Source organism: Desulfuromonas sp. TF (assembly GCF_000472285.1).
Lineage (GTDB): Bacteria > Desulfobacterota > Desulfuromonadia > Desulfuromonadales > ATBO01 > ATBO01.
In genome coordinates this window covers 510,911-524,509 of record NZ_KI421413.1, presented here as the reverse complement: position 1 = coordinate 524,509, position 13,599 = coordinate 510,911, and the positions used below count along the sequence as shown (strand labels likewise).

General features: G+C 58.2%; 11 protein-coding genes. 8 read left to right on the top strand and 3 right to left on the bottom strand.

The genetic code is table 11. From position 1 onward, the window contains the following. Positions 1-47 precede the first annotated feature (47 nt). Entirely contained in the window at positions 48-1,391 is a 1,344-nt protein-coding gene (locus DTF_RS21985; RefSeq protein ID WP_051360936.1) for a replication-associated recombination protein A, read from the bottom strand. A 351-nt stretch (positions 1,392-1,742) separates the two neighbouring features. On the opposite strand from DTF_RS21985, the gene DTF_RS0105015 reads away from it, so the two are divergent. The 8 genes from DTF_RS0105015 (at position 1,743) to DTF_RS0104980 (ending at position 11,954) form a co-directional block, all read left to right on the top strand. After that, complete coding sequence (locus DTF_RS0105015) at positions 1,743-2,597, top strand: NAD(+)/NADH kinase (RefSeq protein WP_027714432.1); 855 nt, start codon at positions 1,743-1,745, stop codon at positions 2,595-2,597. Between the two features lie 59 nt (positions 2,598-2,656). Beyond that, on the top strand, positions 2,657-4,345 hold the full coding sequence (gene recN, locus DTF_RS0105010; RefSeq protein WP_027714431.1) for a DNA repair protein RecN: 1,689 nt from the start codon (positions 2,657-2,659) through the stop codon (positions 4,343-4,345). After that, positions 4,342-4,791: an N-acetyltransferase gene (locus DTF_RS0105005; protein ID WP_027714430.1), complete on the top strand. Its 450-nt coding sequence runs from the start codon at positions 4,342-4,344 to the stop codon at positions 4,789-4,791. Before recN ends, DTF_RS0105005 begins: the two co-directional genes overlap by 4 nt. A 258-nt stretch (positions 4,792-5,049) precedes the next feature. Continuing rightward, entirely contained in the window at positions 5,050-5,919 is an 870-nt protein-coding gene (locus DTF_RS25195) for a M23 family metallopeptidase (protein WP_027714429.1), read from the top strand. 196 nt (positions 5,920-6,115) lie between these two features. Then, the gene (secA, locus tag DTF_RS0104995) at positions 6,116-8,809 is read left to right on the top strand and encodes a preprotein translocase subunit SecA (RefSeq protein ID WP_027714428.1); all 2,694 of its coding nucleotides are present in this window, start codon (positions 6,116-6,118) and stop codon (positions 8,807-8,809) included. Between the two features lie 126 nt (positions 8,810-8,935). Then, on the top strand, positions 8,936-10,117 hold the full coding sequence (gene argJ, locus DTF_RS0104990) for a bifunctional glutamate N-acetyltransferase/amino-acid acetyltransferase ArgJ (RefSeq protein ID WP_027714427.1): 1,182 nt from the start codon (positions 8,936-8,938) through the stop codon (positions 10,115-10,117). Beyond that, the gene (deoC, locus tag DTF_RS0104985; protein WP_027714426.1) at positions 10,114-10,782 is read left to right on the top strand and encodes a deoxyribose-phosphate aldolase; all 669 of its coding nucleotides are present in this window, start codon (positions 10,114-10,116) and stop codon (positions 10,780-10,782) included. The genes argJ and deoC overlap by 4 nt, the downstream gene beginning before the upstream one ends. Next, complete coding sequence (locus DTF_RS0104980) at positions 10,779-11,954, top strand: phosphopentomutase (protein ID WP_027714425.1); 1,176 nt, start codon at positions 10,779-10,781, stop codon at positions 11,952-11,954. The genes deoC and DTF_RS0104980 overlap by 4 nt, the downstream gene beginning before the upstream one ends. Positions 11,955-11,965: 11 nt before the next feature. Here the strand turns inward: DTF_RS0104980 and DTF_RS0104975 are convergent, their stop codons facing one another. Further along, positions 11,966-12,778, bottom strand: a complete 813-nt coding sequence (locus DTF_RS0104975; protein ID WP_027714424.1) for a PilZ domain-containing protein — start codon at positions 12,776-12,778, stop codon at positions 11,966-11,968. Positions 12,779-12,955: 177 nt separating this feature from the next. Further along, complete coding sequence (locus DTF_RS21975) at positions 12,956-13,396, bottom strand: MucR family transcriptional regulator (RefSeq protein ID WP_035055643.1); 441 nt, start codon at positions 13,394-13,396, stop codon at positions 12,956-12,958. Positions 13,397-13,599 lie beyond the last annotated feature (203 nt).

Here is a 13,599-nt window from a genome sequence, read left to right as displayed (position 1 = left end):
GGTTCGCCAATACTATAGCAGAGCAGGGCCCTGGCTCAGAATGCGGCTTACGTGTCTTCTCCCGCCGGTTCACGGCCGCCGCCGGGCACTTCCTGGCGCCGCTCTTCCCGGAGGCGCTGACGCTCGCCGATCATCTTTTCGTAACCGTGCGAGGTGGGACGATAGAAGCGCCGGCCCCTCAGTCGTTCAGGCAGGTGGAGCTGTGGCACATAACCTTCGTCGTAGTCGTGGGCGTAGCGGTAGTCCTTTCCGTAGCCCAGATCCTTCATCAGTCGAGTGGGAGCATTGCGGATATGAAGCGGGACCGGCAAGGCACCGCTTTTGCGCACTTCCCTTAGAGCTTCGTCGATTCCCAGGTAGGAAGCGTTGCTCTTGGGGGCGGTGGCGAGATAGGTGACCGCCTGGGCGAGGCTGATGCGGCCTTCGGGCAGGCCGACGAAATGAACCGCCTGCTGGACGGCGACCGCGATCTGCAGGGCCCGGGGATCGGCGTTGCCCACGTCCTCGGAGGCGAAAATGACCATTCGCCGCGCGATGAACAGGGGATCTTCGCCGGCCTCGATCATCCGCGCCAGCCAGTACAGCGCGCCGTCAGGGTCGGAGCCTCGCATGCTCTTGATGAAGGCGCTGATGACGTTGTAATGCTCCTCGGCTCCCTTGTCGTAAAGCAGCGCCTTTTTCTGAAGCGCTTCCTGGACCGTTTCCACGCCAATCGTCTTTCCTTCGACCGTGGCGGCCGCTATCTCAAGAGTGTTGAGGGCGATGCGCGCATCGCCGTCGGATTGGGCGGAGAGACGGTCGATGGCCTCGTCGTCCACCTCAAGGCCGCGGCCGCCCAGGCCGCTGGGATGATTCATCGCCCTCTCGAGGAGAATCCGGATATCCGCAGCCTCGAGGGGGTGCAGAACGAAAACCCGGGAGCGGGAGAGGAGGGCGGAGTTGACCTCGAAAGAGGGGTTCTCCGTGGTGGCGCCGATCAGGATGATGTCGCCCCTCTCAACATGGGGAAGAAAGGCATCCTGCTGGGCTTTGTTGAAGCGGTGAATCTCATCGACGAAAAGGAGGGTCTTGCGGCCATGGAAGGCTCTCTCTTCCCGGGCCTTGGCGACCATCTCGCGGATCTCCTTGACCCCCTGCATGACCGCCGAGAAGGAAACGAAGCGGCTTCGGGTCGAGGCGGCGATGACCTGCGCCAGGGTCGTCTTGCCCGTTCCGGGCGGCCCCCAGAAGATGACCGAGGAGAGCTGATCGGTCTCGATGAGGCGGCGCAGCAGCTTCCCCTCTCCGAGGAGATGTCGCTGGCCGACGACCTCATCGAGGGTGCGCGGTCTCATGCGTTCCGCGAGGGGGGCGTCTTCCCGGGGGGACGAGCTCTGTTCGAAAAGGTCCATGAATTGCATCTTCTCCGCAAGGTAGGAGGGTGTCGGACTATCCATGACACCCTCCTGGTGCCGGAAGACTTTAGCACACCTCGTCCGCGGCGACAAGCCGCGACTGCTGCGTAAGTGTCCGAAGACCATGGACTTTGAAGCGACGCTATGCTACCATTCTGCGCATTGCCTGCAATGAAAGAGGATGGCGTCGCAAAAACTCACCAACTGCTGCGTTGCTGCAATTGCTCTCGCTGCTTCGACGTACGTAAGTACTTCTCATTGCTCGACAATCGCGCGCCTTGCATTTGGCGCTTTTTCCTTAGCCATCTGCTATTTTGCTTTCTTGCGAAAGCATCAAAGAGGGTTCTTATGAAACGTATCGGCATTTATGCCAAAAAGAACCACCCGGATGCGATCGCCCTGGCCGGTGAAATTACCTCCTGGCTGGAGTCGAAAGGGATGGAGGTCTTTCCCGAAGCGGATCTGGCCGCTAACATGGAAGGGGTCCGGGGATATCCCGGCAAGTCGATTCCGGCCATGGTCGATCTGATCATCGTGCTCGGAGGCGACGGAACTCTGATTTCCGTTGCCCGACAGGTCGGAAATCTGAAAACCCCGATCCTGGGGGTCAATCTCGGCAGCCTCGGTTTTCTTACCGAGGTCACCCTGGATGAGCTCTACCCCGTGCTCGAACAGGTGGTGCGGAGAGAATTCACCACAACCAGCCGGATGATGCTCGAGGCGATTGTCCGGCGAGGGGGGGAGGAAATCAACCGCTATCAGGTGCTCAATGACGTGGTGATCAACAAGGGGGCCCTCGCCCGGATCATCGACATGGAAGCCTGGGTGGACGAGAATTATCTGACGACGTTCAAGGCCGACGGTCTAATCATCGCCTCTCCCACCGGATCGACGGCGTATAACCTGGCCGCCGGCGGCCCCATCATCTATCCCGGTCTTCAGTGCCTCGTGATTTCCCCCATCTGTCCCCATACTCTGACCCATCGCCCCATCATCGTCTCCGGCGGAGCGGTCATCCGGATCGAGGTCAAATTCCAGGATGAAGACGTGGTCTTTACCGCCGACGGTCAGGTGGGGATGCCTCTGCATGGGGGAGACGTGGTGGAGGTCCGCAAGTCCGAAAACAGCACACAACTTGTCAGAAGTCCTTTCAAGGACTACTTTCAGGTGCTGCGCACCAAGCTCCGGTGGGGCGAGAGATAGGGCCGGAAGACAGACAGCTTGCAGTTTACAGCTTGCTTTCAGCCTACAGCTAGGATTTTATGCTGACCGATCTCATCATCACCAATTTCGCCATCATCGACCGGCTTCATGTCACGTTCGGCTCGGGATTCAACATCCTGACCGGGGAAACGGGCGCGGGGAAATCGATCATCATCGATGCCGTGGGGCTTCTTCTCGGAGACCGGGCCCGGCCGGACCTCATCCGGACCGGCGAGGAGACAGCGACCGTCGAGGCGCTGTTGGACATCTCTCATCAGTCCGGGCTGCGCCGGGAACTGGCGGAGGCCGGGTTCGAAGAGGGTGACGAGATGGTAATCAAGAGGGTGGTCAGCCGTTCGGGAAAAAACCGCATCTATCTCAATGGTTCTCTGGCTACCCTTGCTCAGCTCCAGGGCTGGGCCGGCAGGCTGATGAACATCTATGGGCAGCACGAGCATCAGAGTCTCCAGCGGCCCGATACCCACCTGTTCCTTCTGGACCGATTTGCGGGTCTGGAAGAGGTTCTCGAGACCTATCGGAGGCATTACCGGGAAGCCAGGCAGCTGACAGAGAGGCTGAAGCAGTTGGAAGAGGCCGAACGTGAGCGGCAGCAGCGCCTTGACCTGCTGACCTATCAGAGCCGGGAGATCGCTGAGTCTGCTCTGCGGTCCGGCGAAGATGAGGAACTGACGGCCGAGCGCCTGCGACTTCAGAATGTCGAACGTCTCGCCGCCGCCGCCCGGGGAGGGTATGACATCCTCTACGGGGAGGAGGGCGCGGTCAACGAACGCGTGGAGGCTGTCGCCGCCGGTCTGGAGGGGGTGGCTGCCGTCGAGCCTCTGCTGGGACAGCTGGCCGAGACGACCCGCAGCTCTCTGTATGCCCTGGAGGATGTGGCGATGCAGCTGCGGGATTACGCCGGCAGGCTCGCTTTCGAACCGGGGCGCCAGAACGAGGTGGAGGAGCGGCTGGCTCTGCTTGCCCGATTGAAGCGCAAATACGCCCCGACCCTGGAAGGAATCATCGAATACCAGAGTTCCATCGACCGGGAGATCGAGGATCTCAGCGATCTCGATGCCGCCAGAACCGGGGTGCGGAAAAAATTAGAGGAGGTACGGGCGAAACTGGTCGAGAGCGGAACCGTCCTCTCCCGCCTGCGCCGGGAAGGGGGAGGGGAACTGTGCCGCAGGGTGGAAGCGGAGCTCAAGGATCTGGCCATGCCAAGAGCCCGCTTCGAGGTGCGTCTCACACCCCTTTCCGAACCGGGCTCCCGCGGTCTCGAACAGGGCGAATTCTTTCTCGCTCCCAATCCGGGCGAAGAGCCCAAGCCACTTGCCCGAATCGCTTCGGGGGGCGAATTGTCACGTATCATGCTGGCCCTCAAGCGGGCCGCTCCGGAAGGCGATACTGTTTCGACTCTGATCTTTGACGAAGTCGATGCCGGCATCGGCGGCGTCGCCGCCACAGCCGTAGGTGAGAAATTGCGCGACGTGGCCTCCGGCCGGCAGGTCCTCTGCATTACCCATCTTCCCCAGGTGGCTGCCTTTGCCGATAGGCATTACCGGGTGGAGAAGCGGGAGGAAGATGGGCGCACCATCACTGCTCTGACCCTGCTGTCGGGGGAGGAGCGGACCCGGGAGATGGCCAGGATGCTCGGCGGTGCCCGCGTCACCGAGCGCACCCTGGAACACGCCCGCGAACTGATCGACCTCTCCGGTCGCACCATTGCCCAAGGGGAAATACCATGATCCGCAGAGCCGGAATTCACGATGCCAAGGCCATCCACAAGCTGCTCATAACCTATGCGCGGGAGGGTCTGATGCTCTCCCGCTCCCTTTCGGAAATCTATGAAGCGATTCGCGATTTTCATGTCTTTGAATCGAACGGTTCGGTTATCGGGACGGTCTGCCTGCATATCTGCTGGGAAGATCTGGCCGAAGTACGTTCCCTCGCGGTGGCCGCAGGGGAGGAGGGACGGGGAGTCGGCCGCCGGCTTGTGGAGACCTGTCTTGAGGAAGCCCGGCAGCTTGGTCTCAAAAGAGTATTCGCACTGACCTACAAACCCGGTTTTTTCGAAAAATTCGGATTCCACGAAATCGAAAAATCAGAGCTGCCGCAAAAGATCTGGGGCGACTGCATGAAGTGCGTCAAGTTTCCCGAGTGCGACGAGATTGCCATGATCCTCAATTTATAGAAGATCTGGTCATGTGCTTGCTTTCATTACGAAAAATCCGAGGATTGGTCCGCATTTTCTTCGTCGTTTTTACTTCACAAGGCTTGGAAAAGGCCGCATTTCGCATGCCTGTCTTTTGAATAAAAGAGTTTTTTTGTTCTATTTCGTACAATAAAATCGTGGTCAAAAAACTTGACAGATAAATACTCTATCCTTTATTAGTTTAAAGGTCCGCTCGAGGATTTGTTTTTTTTTGTGTGTTTTGACGGGAGGGTCGTTTTGGCCGCCAAGAAGTTTACCGTTCTCATTATCCCTGAGGGCTCCCACCGGGTCCGGCGCTTCAGCATCAAAAGAGGCGCTCTTCAGGGAGTGATTACCGCTGGAAGCATTCTGCTCCTTGCGGTCTCGTTGCTGCTTGTCGATTACATCCGAACGAATATCGATCGACAGGAGCTACATCGTCTGCAGGCCCAGAGCAATGCACAGCAGCAGGAGGTGCAAAGCTTAGCAGCCAGTCTCGACGGCTTGCGTAAGGAGATGGTGGTGCTCGCCCAGAACGACGCCAAGGTCCGGGTCATGGCGCAGCTCTCTCCTCCCAGGGCGGAGGCCCTCGCAGGGATTGGCGGACCCGCGGAAGAGGATGCGGCTTCCCGTTTTTCCGATCTCCAGCAGCGTATCGATGAGATCCGCCAGGCCATCGATCTGCGGCGGGAAAGCCAGGAGGAAATTCGCGGCGTTCTCAACGATCAGCGTTCCCTCCTTGCCGCCAAGCCACAGGGTTGGCCGATCAAGGGGTGGGTGACCTCCGATTTCGGCATGCGCAATTCTCCCTTCACCGGCAAGCGAAAGATGCACGAAGGTCTCGATGTGGCTGCCCGGACGGGAACTCCCGTCTTTGCCACCGCTGACGGAATCATCAGCAAGGCTGAGACCGCTCCGGGTTACGGCAAGCTTGTCATCATCGACCACGGTTACGGATACAAGACCTACTTCGCCCATAATTCCAAGATTTTCGTGAAAGTCGGCCAGCGGATCAAGAGGGGGGACAAGATCGCCGCCGTGGGGAATACCGGCAGTTCCACCGGTTCACATCTTCATTACGAAGTGCGGCGCAACGGCGTGCCGCTCAATCCGAGAAAATATCTCTGAATCGTAAACAGGAATCTTTTCAAAGCCCCGGTTAATCCGGGGCTTTTGCTTTTGGGAAGCGCCCGGCGCCATCCGTCTTTATCCTTGTGGGCCTCACATTTCTTGTGGTAAAATTCCACCCTTTGAAGCAGGTACATCACCCCCTTTCAGACCTTTGTCTGCTGTTTTTCCCCAAAAAACTTCAGGAGCCCTATTGATGATCGGCCCTTTGCTGAAAAAAGTTTTAGGAAGTAAAAATGATCGGGAACTCAAGCGCTTGCAGCCGCAGGTCGACAGGATTAACGCCCTGGAGGCGCAGATCGAATCTCTTTCCGATCAGGCCCTTCAGGAAAAGACAATCGAATTCCGTCGTCGCCTGAAAGAGGGAGAGTCCCTGGACAGCCTCCTCCCCGAAGCCTTTGCGGTTGTTCGCGAGGCCGCCAGGCGGGTGCTGGGGATGCGCCATTTCGATGTCCAGCTCATCGGGGGCATGGTTCTTCACGCCGGCAAGATCGCTGAAATGAGAACCGGCGAAGGTAAAACGCTCATGGCGACTCTCCCTTCCTATCTGAATGCACTGACCGGCAGAGGGGTGCATGTCATCACCGTCAACGACTATCTGGCCCAGCGCGATTCGGAATGGATGGGACAGATCCACCGGTTTTTGGGGCTCACGGTCGGCGTCATCGTGCACGGGCTCACCGACAAGCAGCGCAAGGAAGCTTACGGCTGCGATATCACCTATGGCACCAACAATGAATTCGGATTCGATTACCTGCGCGACAACATGAAATTTGATCTCGCGGACTATGTGCAGCGGGAACACCACTTCTCCATCGTCGACGAAGTCGACTCTATTCTTATCGACGAGGCCCGTACGCCGCTGATCATCTCCGGTCCGAGCGAAGCATCCAGCGAACTCTATTATGCGGTGAACCGGGTAATTCCCATGCTCAAGAAGGGGGAATTGATCGAGCACCGCGATGGTAAAATCGGTCAGACGGTCAAGGAATACACCGGAGATTTTACTGTCGACGAAAAGGCCAGGAGCGCCACTCTCACGGAAGAGGGTGTGGCAAAGGTCGAAAAACTGATGGGCGTGGAAAACCTCTACGAGCCCAGCAATATCGAGATCCTTCATCACGTCAACCAGGCTCTGAAGGCTCATGCCCTGTTCAGGCGGGACGTGGACTACGTGGTCAAGGACGGCGAGGTGATGATCGTCGATGAGTTTACCGGTCGTCTGATGCCGGGACGGCGCTGGAGCGACGGTTTGCATCAGGCGGTGGAGGCCAAGGAAGGGGTCAAAATCGAGAGCGAAAACCAGACCCTGGCCACCATCACCTTCCAGAATTACTTCCGCATGTACGAGAAGCTCTCCGGCATGACCGGGACCGCCGATACCGAGGCGGCCGAATTCAGCGAAATCTACAAGCTGGAAGTCATGATCATCCCCACCAACCGACCGATGATTCGCATTGACCGCGCCGACGTGATCTACAAGACCGAGAAGGAGAAGTTCAAGGCGGTCATCGAGGATATCCTGGAAACCCACAAGAGTGGACAGCCTGTTCTGGTAGGGACCATCTCCATCGAACATTCGGAGACCCTTTCGGAGATGCTGCGCAAGCGCGGGATCCCCCACACGGTCCTCAATGCGAAGCATCACGAAAAAGAGGCGGAGATCGTGGCGCAGGCCGGGCGCAAGGGGGCCGTGACCATCGCAACCAATATGGCCGGCCGAGGCACCGACATTGTTCTTGGCGGCAACGCTGAGATGCTGGCGACCAGAGAGTCGGCAACGTCCGATGACCCCGAGGCCGCATACGATCAGGCACTGGAGAAGTATCATCGGATCTGCGAGGCGGAAAAGGCCGAGGTCATCGAGACGGGCGGACTGTACATCCTGGGCACCGAACGCCATGAGTCGCGCCGCATAGACAACCAGTTGCGAGGCCGCGCCGGCCGTCAGGGTGACCCCGGGGCGAGTCGGTTCTATATGAGCCTCGAAGACGATCTGCTGCGGATCTTCGGTTCCCAGAGGGTGGCTTACGTGATGGATAAGCTCAAGATTCCCGAAGGCGAGCCGATCGAGCACGGCATGATATCCAAGGCCATCGAGAATGCCCAGAAGAAGGTCGAAGGGCACAACTTCGAGATCCGCAAGCATCTCATCGAATACGACGATGTCATGAATAAACAGCGCGAGGTCATTTACACTCAGCGCAAGGAGGTTCTGGCCGGGAAAAACATCCGCGAGACCATCGAAGGAATCATCGCCGAAACCGCCGAGGACATGGTCGCCACCTTCTGTCCCGAAAAGACCCCTCCCACCGATTGGAACTGGGGCAGTCTGGCCGAGGATTTCTACAACCAGTTTAATATCCAGCCCCGGTTTCCGGAGGATCTCTCAAGCATTGGCAAGCCGGAGGCGCTGGAAGAAATTCTCAAGGAACAGGTTGCTGCACGCCTGGCCGAGAAGGAAGAGGAATTCACCACACCGGTGATGGACCATCTGATGAAGGTGCTGCTCCTGCAGACCATCGACTCTCAATGGAAGGATCATCTCCTCTCCATCGATCATCTAAAGGAAGGGATCGGCCTGCGCGGCTATGGGCAGCGCAATCCCAAACAAGAGTACAAGAAGGAGGCCTTCGGACTTTTCATGGAAATGATGGGCCGGATCCGCCAGGAGGTCATCCAGAAGCTCTTCCGTATTCAGTTGGCCAAGGAGGATGACGTCGCCCGCATGGAGGCCGAGCAGCGCCGGCGGCGCCTTGTCCTCAACCGGGTCGGGGGAGGAGAAGATCAAACGAAAAAGCCGATGACCAGGGATGAGGAGAAAGTCGGACGCAATGATCCCTGTCCCTGCGGCAGCGGTCAAAAATACAAGAAATGCTGCGGCAGATAAAGGCAGGCCAAGGTCTCGGGTCCAAGGCCTAAGATCCAATAAAAGGGTGTGAGATTTTTGGACTCGGGATCCGGGGATCCGGGACCATTGTTCTGGTTGGGGTGGTATATGTCTAAACAGGAAAGCATCAAGGTTCGCGGGTTCAAATTCTCCGCCCGGTCGGCGGGGATCAAGAAATCCGGCAAGCCCGACATGGCGATGATTTATTCCGAGGTTCCGGCCTGTTGTGCCGGGGTTTTTACAACCAACAAGGTCGTAGCGGCGCCGGTGGTGGTTTCCGCTCCCCGCATACGCCATGGAAGCTGTCAGGCGGTGATTGTCAACAGCGGCAACGCCAACGCCTGTACCGGAGAGCAGGGGCTCAGGGATGCCCTGCGCACCGGCGAACTGGCGGCACACGCCCTGGGCGTGTCGGAGGACCTGGTGGCGGTTTCCTCCACTGGAGTGATCGGAGTGAACCTGCCGATGGAGAAATTCGAGCGCCACGTTCCCCTGCTGGCTGCCGATCTTCAGGCTGACAGGGCTGCGGCGGTGGCCGAGGCGATCATGACCACCGACGCCTTTCCCAAGGTTTCCGTTGCCGAGGGCAGGGTGGGGGATGTCTCCTACCGAGTGCTGGGCTTGGCCAAAGGGGCTGGAATGATCCATCCCGACATGGCCACCATGCTCGCCTTCATTCTGACCGATGCCCGCGTTGAGCCGGGATTTCTCGCCGAAACCTTGAAGCGGGGAGCGGACCGGTCCTTCAACAGCATTACGGTGGACGGCGATACGTCCACCAACGACATGGTTCTGGTCCTGGCTAACGGACTGGCTGACAATGAGGAGATCCGCGGCGGCACAGCGGCGGGCGACGATTTCAGCCGGGGCCTCGAAGGAGTTTTGCTCGACCTGGCCAAAATGATCGTCCGCGACGGGGAAGGGGCAACCAAAGTGGTTCATGTGTTGGTCCGGGGAGCCGCCAGCGACAGCGAAGGCCGTCTCGCCGCACGCAGCATCGCCACTTCCAGTCTGGTGAAAACGGCCTTTTTCGGGGAAGACGCCAACTGGGGCCGGATCATAGCCGCCGTCGGCTATTCGGGAGCCCAGGTCGACCCGGACCGGATCGAAATCTTCTTTGACGACGTCCTGGTGGTTCAGGGCGGCCTTGGCACCGGCAAGGAGACGGAAACCCGGGCGACCGAGGTTCTCAAAAAGCCCGAATTCGCCGTCACGGTCGATCTGCATCTCGGCGAGGGTGAGGCCTTCTACTACACCTCCGATCTGACCTACGATTATGTCAAATGCAACGCGGCGTATAGAACGTGACTTCCCCCGCCCCATACATCGACCATACCCTTCTTAAGCCGGAAACCACCGCAGACCAGATTCGTGCTCTTTGCGAAGAGGCGGTGGAGTTCGGCTTCGCCAGCGTGTGCGTGCCGCCCGTCTTTGTTCCTCTGGCCGCCGATCTGCTGTACGGTTCAGAAATAGCCACTGGGACCGTGGTCGGGTTTCCCTTCGGCTATGTTCCTACGGCCGTAAAGGCCTTCGAGTCTTCCCGCGCGGTCGCCGCAGGAGCGACGGAACTCGACATGGTGATCCACCTCGGTGCCGTCCTGAGCGGCCGTCTGGAAGAGGTTGAAGGGGAGATCCGGCAGGTGGTCGAGGCGGCCCGGGGAGCCTTGGTCAAGGTGATCATTGAATGCTGCTGTCTCCCATTGCCCCTGAAGGAGGCTCTCGTTGAGTGCGTGGTGCGGGGGGGGGGCGGATATGTCAAGACCTCCACCGGTTTCGCGGCAGGGGGGGCCACCGTCGCTGACGTGCGATTGCTGGCCGGGGCTGCAAAGGGGCGGATCGGCGTCAAGGCCGCGGGGGGAATACGGGACTGGGAAGGGTGCCATGCCATGATCGAAGCCGGAGCCTCCCGGGTCGGGACCAGCGCCGGGGTGAAGATATTAGAGCAATGGCAGGATCGGGACGGGATAAAATGAAATGCCATGAATGGCGCCGGGTGGTTCTGATCACCCTGGATGGCGTGGGAGTGGGAGAACTGCCTGATGCCGACCGGTACGGTGATGCCGGAGCTAACACCCTAAAGCACGTAGTACAGTGCTGCGGCGGTCTGCAACTGCCGACTCTGGAACGGCTGGGCCTCGGAAATATTCTGCCTCTTCCGGGCGTTTCTCCCGCGGCCTCTCCCGCAGCGGCATTCGGAAGAATGCGGGAGCTGTCAGCCGGCAAGGACACCACGACGGGTCATTGGGAACTGGCCGGTGTCATCCAGGCCGAACCGTTTCCGACCTATCCCGCAGGGTTTCCACGGGAGATCATTGAGTCGTTCGCCGGAGAAACCGGCTGCTCGCCCCTTGGCAATGTGGCCGCAAGCGGTACCGACATCCTCCGCCATCTGGGCGAGGAGCACCTGCGCAGCGGCCGGCCGATCGTTTATACCAGCGCCGATTCCGTATTCCAGATCGCGGCGCATGAGGATATTTTTCCCGTCGACCGCCTCTACGAGATCTGCAGGATCGCCCGCCGAATCCTCAATCCATATCGGGTCGGCAGGGTGATCGCCCGCCCCTTCATCGGCAGCTGTGCCGCCGATTTCCGCCGCACCTCCCGACGGCATGACTTCTCCCTCCCGCCCACTGCCGAGACAATCCTGGAGAGCCTTCAACGGGCGGGGCTCAGGGTTTACGGAGTGGGGAAGATCCGGGATATTTTTGCCGGACGAGGCGTCACGGATTTTGTCTATACGGGAAGCAATGCCGAGGGGATGGCGCGGACTCTGGAGGCTCTTGAAAAAGTGGAAAAAGGGATGGTCTTCACCAACCTGGTCGATTTCGATATGCTTTTCGGCCATCGCCTCGATCCGTTGGGCTTCGGCCGCGCCCTGGAGGAATTCGACGGCTGGCTACCCCGGCTTCTGGAGAGACTCCGGCCCTCAGATCTCCTCCTGATAACGGCCGATCACGGTTGCGACCCCACGACTCCCGGAACGGACCACACCCGCGAGTACGTTCCCCTGCTGGCGTGGCATCCCCGGCTGCGACGAGGTTCGGATTTGGGTGAACGGGACAGTTTCGCCGACGTGGCCGCGACGATCGCTGAGCTTTTCGAGATTGAGTTTTCGGTCGGAAGGAGTGTGCTGCCGGAACTTTAAGAGCTACGGGCCTACTTCGGCGAGTAAACCGACAATGGCGGTGACGAGCCGTCAATCGTTTTCGACAAGCGGAGGGTGAGTTCGGGGGCAATATTATACAGGTGCGAGGGATCCAGCCCTTCAGAGCCCCTCTGGCTGGCCGAGAGTTCGCCCAGGAAACAGTATTCAATGAAGCGCTTCAGAGCCTTTCCAGCCTCTTCGCCCATGGGGATGAATTCGATTCCCGCCCCCTGCAGATAATTATTTTCAGGACTTGGTTCGACCCTGTAGATTACCCTGGTTTCGAGTTCGAGTTCCTGCTTCATGCCCATGAGGGGAACGATCACGCTGAGCCGATCTCCCAGCACCAGCGGGACCCCCGTTTTGATAAAAAGGCCCTGGGTACTGAGGCTCAACACCTCGGCGAACTGACACCTGTCCCCGGAGCAGAACATGCCGGGAAGTTTGACCGTCAGACGCAGGTTTTTGCGGGGGTGTTGCTCTATGTACTTCTGAATCAGAGCGAAGAGGGCGAAAATGTCCACCGGGACCTCAAGGACTTCATGAGGGGCGGACAGGGAGTCTTCGGCCTCCCGATCTCGCAGGATGATCAGAGGGGTTGTTCCGTCCGTCAGTCTGGATTCCACCGCTTGAAATAATGGCGAAGCCTGGTCGGCGAGGAGTCTTGAACCCATGATGAGTAGATCCGGTGAGGTTTCCTGCAGAAACTCAGTGAGCTGCTCCGGGCGGGAGGAAAGTACGACCCGGTAGCCCCAGTGCTTGAGAATGACTTCTAGAGTCGAAAGAAGTTCTTCCCGTAAATCGCCGACGAGCAAACGTTTCATCACAACACTGTACACCCTTAGACCTTCATGCTTAAAGTTAATGAAAAGGTAAAGGAATTTTGCAGTTCCGGTCAAGGAAAATCAGGTGTAAACCGAATTATTCCAAGAAGTGAAAATACTATAAAGGAAAAAGCACCCGTTGCAGGGTGCTTTTTCCTTATGGTCGGACGGAATAGATTATTTTTTCTTCTTTCCCTTGCCCCGGGCTGCGCGAGCTTTGGCCAGGTTATCGCCTAGACCCCTGTCGACCGCCATCTGCCGGCGGCTTTCCGAGTAGGCACGAGCTGCAAGAGGTTGAGTGCGGGGTATGTCGAACTGCTTACGGTATTCGCCGGGGCTCATTCCATGTGCGGTTTTCAGGTGCCGGGCGAGGGTCTTCATCTCTTTTCCACAGAGCATGCAGACGACTTTGTCCTTGCCGAAAGCCTTTTTGCGGGAGATCGCAGGTGCTGCAGCGGCTTCCTCTGCGACTTCGACCGGTACCGCTTCGCCCTTTTCCAGAGCGGCCAGAGCCTGGTGAACCGCAGCCAGTTCCGAGACCAGTTCTTCTTTGGTCATGGTTGTTGTGGATGCATGGGAAGCCACAATTTCAGCGACCATTTCAAGCAGAGTTGCCATTTTTTTTCCTCCTTGGGGAATAATCGATGGGTCTTTGTGTTTTTCAGATGACTTAACTAATACAATAATTTCCGACAAAATCAAGATAAAAATACTTATTCTAAATATAGATGAAGACGTGAAACATTTGAACGATTTTTTATCTGGATCATTCCATTGTCGATTTGAAAATCAAGTGATTATCCAATGACCGGAAAACGATT

What these genes read in the sequence shown, in the direction of transcription:
- DTF_RS21985 (WP_051360936.1), bottom strand. Translation starts at nt 1,391, where the DNA reads ATGGACCTTTTCGAACAGAGCTCGTCCCCCCGGGAAGACGCCCCCCTC.
- DTF_RS0104980 (WP_027714425.1), top strand. Translation starts at nt 10,779, where the DNA reads ATGAAATGCCATGAATGGCGCCGGGTGGTTCTGATCACCCTGGATGGC.
- recN (WP_027714431.1), top strand. Translation starts at nt 2,657, where the DNA reads ATGCTGACCGATCTCATCATCACCAATTTCGCCATCATCGACCGGCTT.
- DTF_RS0105005 (WP_027714430.1), top strand. Translation starts at nt 4,342, where the DNA reads ATGATCCGCAGAGCCGGAATTCACGATGCCAAGGCCATCCACAAGCTG.
- DTF_RS0104975 (WP_027714424.1), bottom strand. Translation starts at nt 12,778, where the DNA reads ATGAAACGTTTGCTCGTCGGCGATTTACGGGAAGAACTTCTTTCGACT.
- DTF_RS0105015 (WP_027714432.1), top strand. Translation starts at nt 1,743, where the DNA reads ATGAAACGTATCGGCATTTATGCCAAAAAGAACCACCCGGATGCGATC.
- DTF_RS21975 (WP_035055643.1), bottom strand. Translation starts at nt 13,396, where the DNA reads ATGGCAACTCTGCTTGAAATGGTCGCTGAAATTGTGGCTTCCCATGCA.
- secA (WP_027714428.1), top strand. Translation starts at nt 6,116, where the DNA reads ATGATCGGCCCTTTGCTGAAAAAAGTTTTAGGAAGTAAAAATGATCGG.